The sequence below is a fragment of the Micromonospora sp. NPDC003776 genome, from assembly GCF_053605645.1.
Window position 1 is genome coordinate 1 of the sequence record NZ_JBSGJR010000392.1, and the last position, 6,770, is coordinate 6,770.

The following is a 6,770-nucleotide window of genomic DNA, read 5'->3' on the forward strand; positions in this document are numbered from 1 at the left end:
CGTGCTCCTCCTCCCCACACCGGCCGTCGATCAGCGGGTACGAGCCCGTACCGGGCGGCCGACGGCGGGGAGCGGGCCGAACGGGCGCAGCCGCAGGGTCGCGGCGTCGCCCTGCCACTCGATCGTCCAGGTGCCGGCCACGAAGCCGTCCACCAGCAGCGTGGCGGCCACCGCCGGGGTGATCACCCGGCGGCGTTCCTCGTTGCCGAGCGCCCGGGTCCGGTCGGCGTACGCCAGCAGGAGGTTGTTGTACTCGGGCAACAGGCGCGGCGGCGCCGGCGTCTCGGGGTCGGGCCGCTCCGCGTCCGGCAGGTCGAACAGCTCCCGCCCCTGCTCGTCGCGGAACACCCGCAGCTCGCGCCGGATCGGCTCGACCACCTCGGCCAGCCGGGTCAGCCCGGACCAGGCCTGCACGTCCCGGACGCTTGCCGGCCCGAACGCGGCCAGGTAGCGACGGACCAGCACGGCCGGACCGGCCGGCGCCGGCGCGAAGCCGAGCCACTGCTCGGCCAACGCGCACGGACCGTCCACCCGGCCGCCCCAGGTGCCCGCCGGCGGCAGGTGCACCAGGGGCAGCAGGTACTGCACCGAGTGCAGCAACGCGCTGCGGTCGCGGTCCGGCCAGCGCCGCGCCAGCAACTCCCGCAGCCGGGTCCGGCTCAGCGGCTCGCCGGCCAGCAACGCCACGGCCTGCGCCGCCAACTCCTGCAGGTCGACGCCGGCGGTGGCCCGGCCCATGAACTGCCGCTGCAACCGGAGCATCAGCGGTTGCAGCAGCGGACGCAGCCACCGGTAGTCGTCCGCCGCGGTGACGTGCAGCGTGCCGCGCACGGTCGTCGCCCGCACCGCCTGCCGCCGCGTCAGCAGGCCGGTCAGGTCGTCGTGGTCGAACCCGGCCACCCGGGACCACAGCCCCAGGTAGGGCGCGGCCGGCACCTGGCCCTGCAACCCGACCAGCCGGCGCAGCACGTCCAGGGCCGGCAGGTCGGTCCGGTCGAGCAGGAACTGTCGGGCGAGGGTGGCCCGGTTGAGCGCCCGGCGGGACAGCACCGACACGCGGCTCCTCCCGTCGCCGGACCGGGCCGCGCTTCCGGCCCCCTACGGCAGGAGGCTAGCGCCGACCCCCGACGCTCAGCCGAAGTAGAGGATCAACGCCAACCAGCCGACCACGATGAGGATCAGCGTGGCCGCCAGCACCCAGGTCGGCACCGTGTACTCGCCGCGGCGGTTCCGCTCGATCTCGGCGCGGATCTTCTCCCGGCGCCGATCGATCCAGTTGAGCTTCTCGGTGCCGGAGTCGCGGCCCGGCCGGGCCCCGCGATCACGGTCGGAGGGTTCGGAAGTGTTCATCGCGACGCCAGCGTACCGGTGGGTGGGCGGCCGACGCGCGCACCGGCCGCCCACCCGCCGTCACATGCTCGCGATCAGCCGCTCCACCCGCTCGTCGTACGCCCGGAACGGGTCCTTGCACAGCACCGTGCGCTGCGCCTGGTCGTTCAGCTTCAGGTGCACCCAGTCGACGGTGAAGTCCCGCCGCTTCTCCTGCGCGTGCCGGATGAACTCGCCGCGCAGCCGCGCCCGGGTGGTCTGCGGCGGTGTCTCCTTCGCTTCGAAGATCTCCGGGTCGGTCGCCACCCGGTCCACCTCGCCGCGCCGCTCCAGCAGCCCGTACAGGCCGCGCCCGCGCCGCAGGTCGTGGTACGCCAGATCCATCTGCGCCACCCGCGGGTGCGACAGCGGCAGGTCGTGCTTGCGCTGGTACCGCTCGATCAGCTTCAGCTTCGTCACCCAGTCGATCTCGCGGGCCACCGGGTCCAGGTCACCGGTCTCCACCGCGCGCAGCACCCGGGCCCACAGGTCGACCACCCGCTTGGCGGTCTGGTCCCCGCCCCGGCGCTCCACGAACTCCGTCGCCTTGGCCAGGTATTCCTGCTGGATCTCCAGGGCCGAGACCTCCTTGCCGGAGGCCAGCCGCACCTTGCGCCGGCCGGTGATGTCATGCGACACCTCGCGGATCGCCCGGATCGGGTTCTCCAGCGTCAGGTCGCGCATCACCACCCCGGCCTCGATCATCCGCAGCACGATGTCGGCGGTGCCGACCTTCAGCAGCGTGGTGACCTCGTTCATGTTCGAGTCGCCGACGATCACGTGCAGCCGCCGGTAGCGCTCGGCGTCCGCGTGCGGCTCGTCGCGGGTGTTGATGATCGGCCGGCTCCGGGTGGTCGCCGAGGAGACGCCCTCCCAGATGTGCTCGGCCCGCTGCGACAGGCAGTAGACCGCACCGCGCGGCGTCTGCAGCACCTTGCCCGCGCCGCAGATCAACTGCCGGGTGACCAGGAACGGGATCAGCACGTCGGCCAACCGGCCGAACTCCCCGTGCCGGGACACCAGATAGTTCTCGTGGCAGCCGTACGAGTTGCCGGCCGAGTCGGTGTTGTTCTTGAACAGGTAGATCTCACCCGCGATGCCCTCGTCGTGCAGCCGCTTCTCCGCGTCGACGAGCAGCCCCTCCAGGATCCGCTCGCCCGCCCGGTCGTGCGCGACCAGGTCGGTCACCGAGTCACACTCGGGGGTCGCGTACTCCGGGTGCGAGCCGACGTCCAGGTAGAGGCGGGCGCCGTTGCGCAGGAACACGTTGCTCGACCGGCCCCACGACACCACCCGCCGGAACAGGTACCGCGCGACCTCGTCGGGGGACAGCCGGCGCTGCCCGCGATAGGTGCAGGTGACGCCGTACTCGGTTTCGAGGCCGAAGATTCGCCGATCCATGATGTGACATTAGCCGCCCGAGGCACCAGATGGGCAGCGCTCAACCCGCTGGTCTCGGCGGCATCTTCCGCGCCGCCGTCCCGGCATCCCACCGCACGCAACTCCCACACCCGGTACGGTCGGCCACCGTGAGAATCCTGGTCACCGGCGGCGCCGGCTTCATCGGGTCGGCGTACGTGCGGCGGCTGCTCACCGGCGCCGAGCCGGACCTGCCGGTGGAGGGCGTCACCGTGCTCGACGCGTACACGTACGCGGCCACCGAGGGCGCCCTCGACCCGGTCCGCGCCGACCCCCGGCTGCGGGTGGTGCGCGGCGACGTCCGCGACGCCGCCCTGGTCGACGCCGTCGTCGCCGGCCACGACGTGATCGTGCACCTCGCCGCCGAATCCCACGTCGACCGGTCCATCGCCGGCGCCGCCGACTTCGTCACCACCAACGTGGTCGGCACCCAGACCCTGCTCGACGCCGCCCTGCGGCACGGCGTACGCCGCCACGTGCAGGTCTCCACCGACGAGGTGTACGGCTCGATCGCCACCGGCGCCTGGACCGAACGGGCCCCGCTGGACCCCAGCTCCCCGTACTCGGCCAGCAAGGCCGCCGGCGATCTGCTCGCCCTCGCCTACCACCGCACCCACGGCCTCGACGTGGTGGTCACCCGCGGCGCCAACACGTACGGGCCGTACCAGTACCCGGAGAAGATCGTCCCGCTCTTCGTCACCAACCTGCTCGACGGCCACGACGTGCCGCTCTACGGCGACGGCGGCAACGTGCGGGACTGGCTGCACGTCGACGACCACTGCCACGGCATCGCCCGGGCGCAGGCCCACGGCCGCGCCGGCGGGATCTACCACCTCGGCGGCGGCGCGGAACTGACCAACCGGGAACTCACCGGGCGACTGCTGGACGCCTGCGGCGCCGGCTGGGACCGCGTCCGGCCGGTCGCCGACCGCAAGGGCCACGACCGGCGGTACGCGCTGGACTGCACCACCACCCGCCGCGAGCTGGGCTGGTCCCCCAGGGTCAACCTGGACACGGGGCTCGCCGGCACGGTCGAGTGGTACCGCGCCAACCGGGACTGGTGGGAACCGCTCAAGCCGCACCGCTGACGCCCACACCGTCGTGGCCGCCGCGGCGACGTGGCGGCGCCGGCGCACGCCGGAGACCGCCACGTCCGGCGATCCGGCGTCACTCGCCGGGCTGCTCCTCCGGCTGTTGCCCCTCCAGGTCGGCTGAGCCGGCCGACGTGGTGGGCTTGCCCGCCTCCTCAGTGGGCACGGTCGGCGTCTTCGCCCGACCCGGGGCCGGCACGGTGTCCGCGCCCGCCTCGCCGTCCAGCAGCGCCGTCAGGGCCGCCCCGGTGATCCGGCGGAACGTCCGGCCCACCCGGCGGCGGTCCAGGACCGCCACCTCCAACTGGTTGGCGGCGATGGTACGGCTCGCGCCGCCCTCCCCGCCCACGCTGCTGAGCGCCTTCACCGCGGCCCGGACCGCCTCGGACAGCGACATGTCCGGCCGGTGCTCGTTCTTCAGCACCCCGGTGATCGCCTCGGCCTGCCCGCCCATCGCCATCCGGCCCGGCTCGTCGTTGACCGAGCCGTCGTAGGTCAGCCGGTAGAGCGAGTCGTCGTCCGGCGTCGCGCCCACCTCCGCCACGCAGATCTCCACCTCGAACGGCTTCGACTGCTCGGTGAAGATCGCGCCCAGGGTCTGCGCGAACGCGTTCGCCAAGCCCAGGCCGGTCACGTCCCGCCGGTCGTAGCTCAGCCCGTTCAGGTCGGCCATCCGCACGCCGGCGCGGCGCAGGTTCTCGAACTCGTTGTACCGGCCCACCGCAGCGAAGCCGATCCGGTCGTAGATCTCACTGACCTTGTGCAGGGTGCTGGAGAGGTTCTCCGCGACGAAGAGCACCCCGCCCTCGTAGCTCAGGACCACCGCGCTGCGGCCCCGGGCGATGCCCTTGCGGGCCAGCTCGGAACGGTCGCGCATGATCTGCTCGGGCGAGGCGTAGAACTGCATAGCCACGGCGGCGGGTCTCCTTCGGGCGCTGTGCTGCGGACTGCTGACGGGTCGGGCGACAAGCGGGATCAGCCGCCGGGGTTCTCCATCCGGCCGGCCACCACGCCCTCCGCGATGGCCGCCGTCTCGGCATCGGTGAGCCGGTGGGTGCCCTCCGCCGTCGCGGTCATCACCACCGGGTAGATCCGGCGGGTCAAGTCCGGGCCGCCGGTCGCGGTGTCGTCGTCGGCCGCGTCGTAGAGCGCCTCGACGGCGAGCCGCCTCGCCTCGTCGATCGACAAGCCCGCGCGGAACCGCTTCTTCAGCGCCGACTTCGCGAACAGCGAGCCGGAGCCGATCGCGTCGTAGCCGGTCTCCTCGTACGGCCCGCCGGTCACGTCGAAACTGAAGATCCGGCCGGCGCGTGCCGGGTCGCTCGCCGCGAGGTCGAACCCGGCGAAGAGCGGGATCACCGCCAGGCCCTGCATGGCCGCGCCCAGGTTGCCCCGGATCATGGAAGCCAGCCGGTTGGCCTTGCCGTCGAGCGAGAGCATCGCGCCCTCGATCTTCTCGTAGTGCTCCAGCTCCACCTGGAACAGTCGCATCAGCTCGATGCCGATGCCCGCGGTGCCGGCGATGCCGACCAGCGAGTACGCGTCGGCCGGGTGCACCTTCTCGATGTCCCGCTGGGCGATCAGATTGCCCATCGTGGCGCGCCGGTCGCCGGCCATCACCACGCCGCCGGCGGCCGAGATGGCCACGATGGTCGTCGCGTGCGGCGCCATGTCGGCGGCCATACCGGGCGGCAGCGGCCGTCGGCCGGGCAGCATCTCGGGGGCCACCTTGCTCAGGAACGCTGTGAAGGAGGACGTCCCCGCGTTGGTGAACACATCTGGTAGACGCCCGGATGGATCAAAACCCGCTGCCACGTGGTTCCTCTCAGGTACGTGATCGCCCTGGCCAGCCTGACGGGATTGTCCCGGAACTGGCCAAGACCACTATTGCAGTTGAAGCAGAGTATCCCGCGCACCCAACCGGTGCGATGATCGTGGTCCAGGTGTTGCGGATCGGGGGACCCGCAGATTGCGCACACGCCGCCCTGCTCGGCGAGGAGCTCCTGGAACTCCTTCTCCCCCACGCCGTAGCGCCTCCGCAGGTGGTACTCCCGGCTGCCGCCGTAGAGGCGCAGCCTGGTCTGCTTGCCCTGCTCGTTGTGGCACGGTTTGCAGTATCGGCCGTAGCCGCCTCGACCCGACCGGTTACGCGGGAAGTCGTCCAGCGCTTTCGTCTCGCCGCATGTGGGACACCGACGGTGGCCGTCCGGCACCATCGGCAGCTCACGCACCTCTCGCCCGTGCTTCTCCTTCAGACGCTTGGCGTAACTCGCCCTCGAGCGAAGGTTGAAACAGGGCTTGCAGTAGCTACCACGGCCATCGGGCCGCCGATTGTTCGCACAGAACTCATCGAGCGGCTTCCACTCGTTGCAATCCCGGCAACGACGGAGTCCGTCCCGATCATCAGAGAGCCGAGGCATGTCCGGCTTATCCGGCTATGCCCTATTGGCCCCCTTTTTGTACGTAGCCCCTGACAAATTCCTCTGCGTTCTCCTCCAGGACGGAGTCGATCTCGTCGAGCAGATCGTCGACGTCCTCGGTGATCTCGGCGTGCCGCTCGGCAACCTCGGGGTTGGCCTGCGCGGTGACCTCCTCGACCTCCTCGTGCGACTTGCCGGACTGGGTCTGCCCGCCCTCTTGCGCCGCCATGGTGGTGCCTCCTCCACGATCGCCTGCGATCAACTTACCTCGCCCAGGCGACGAAAAGCCCGTCGCGCGCCGGGGTGCTCGGGCGCGCGCCGGGCTCGGCGGGGGGCCGGGCGGGGGGGGGGCGCGGGGGGCGCCAGCCGCAGGGCCCCCGCGCCGCCCCCCCCCCCCGCGCCCGGGGGGGGGGGGGGGGGGCGCCCCCCCCCCCCCCCCCCCCCCCCCCCCCCCCCCCCGCCGCCGCCCCAC

At 72.3% G+C, this 6,770-nt stretch carries 8 protein-coding genes; 1 reads left to right on the forward strand and 7 read right to left on the reverse strand.

Features of this window, described 5'->3' with window-relative positions; translation table 11 throughout:
• Nucleotides 1-30: 30 nt before the first annotated feature.
• From ACWEVO_RS25820 to pafA, 3 genes are all read right to left on the reverse strand, one after another.
• On the reverse strand, nucleotides 31-1,056 hold the full coding sequence (locus ACWEVO_RS25820) for a winged helix DNA-binding domain-containing protein (protein ID WP_452310098.1): 1,026 nt from the start codon (nucleotides 1,054-1,056) through the stop codon (nucleotides 31-33).
• A gap of 75 nt (nucleotides 1,057-1,131) precedes the next feature.
• Nucleotides 1,132-1,350: a hypothetical protein gene (locus ACWEVO_RS25825; protein ID WP_452310099.1), complete on the reverse strand. Its 219-nt coding sequence runs from the start codon at nucleotides 1,348-1,350 to the stop codon at nucleotides 1,132-1,134.
• 60 nt (nucleotides 1,351-1,410) lie between these two features.
• Nucleotides 1,411-2,769: a Pup--protein ligase gene (pafA, locus tag ACWEVO_RS25830; RefSeq protein WP_452310100.1), complete on the reverse strand. Its 1,359-nt coding sequence runs from the start codon at nucleotides 2,767-2,769 to the stop codon at nucleotides 1,411-1,413.
• Between the two features lie 128 nt (nucleotides 2,770-2,897).
• Here pafA and rfbB point away from each other — a divergent pair, with 128 nt between their 5' ends.
• Nucleotides 2,898-3,875 carry a dTDP-glucose 4,6-dehydratase gene (rfbB, locus tag ACWEVO_RS25835; RefSeq protein WP_452310101.1) on the forward strand — a complete coding sequence of 326 codons (978 nt, stop codon included), beginning with the start codon at nucleotides 2,898-2,900 and terminating at the stop codon, nucleotides 3,873-3,875.
• 79 nt (nucleotides 3,876-3,954) lie between these two features.
• On the opposite strand, the gene prcA is transcribed toward rfbB, so the two are convergent.
• The 4 genes from prcA to ACWEVO_RS25855 form a co-directional block, all read right to left on the reverse strand.
• Nucleotides 3,955-4,791, reverse strand: a complete 837-nt coding sequence (prcA, locus tag ACWEVO_RS25840; RefSeq protein WP_452310102.1) for a proteasome subunit alpha — start codon at nucleotides 4,789-4,791, stop codon at nucleotides 3,955-3,957.
• Between the two features lie 62 nt (nucleotides 4,792-4,853).
• Nucleotides 4,854-5,693 (reverse strand): proteasome subunit beta, encoded by an 840-nt coding sequence (gene prcB, locus ACWEVO_RS25845; protein ID WP_452310103.1) that lies wholly within the window; start codon nucleotides 5,691-5,693, stop codon nucleotides 4,854-4,856.
• A complete protein-coding gene (locus tag ACWEVO_RS25850) occupies nucleotides 5,612-6,298 on the reverse strand; it encodes an endonuclease domain-containing protein (protein ID WP_452310104.1) in 687 nt (228 codons plus the stop codon). The genes prcB and ACWEVO_RS25850 overlap by 82 nt, the downstream gene beginning before the upstream one ends.
• A 22-nt stretch (nucleotides 6,299-6,320) precedes the next feature.
• Nucleotides 6,321-6,527 carry a ubiquitin-like protein Pup gene (locus tag ACWEVO_RS25855; RefSeq protein ID WP_181568146.1) on the reverse strand — a complete coding sequence of 69 codons (207 nt, stop codon included), beginning with the start codon at nucleotides 6,525-6,527 and terminating at the stop codon, nucleotides 6,321-6,323.
• Nucleotides 6,528-6,770 lie beyond the last annotated feature (243 nt).

Coding starts and splice junctions, on each gene's coding strand:
- ACWEVO_RS25825 (WP_452310099.1), bottom strand. CDS start 1,350: ATGAACACTTCCGAACCCTCCGACCGTGATCGCGGGGCCCGGCCGGGC.
- pafA (WP_452310100.1), bottom strand. CDS start 2,769: ATGGATCGGCGAATCTTCGGCCTCGAAACCGAGTACGGCGTCACCTGC.
- ACWEVO_RS25850 (WP_452310104.1), bottom strand. CDS start 6,298: ATGCCTCGGCTCTCTGATGATCGGGACGGACTCCGTCGTTGCCGGGAT.
- ACWEVO_RS25855 (WP_181568146.1), bottom strand. CDS start 6,527: ATGGCGGCGCAAGAGGGCGGGCAGACCCAGTCCGGCAAGTCGCACGAG.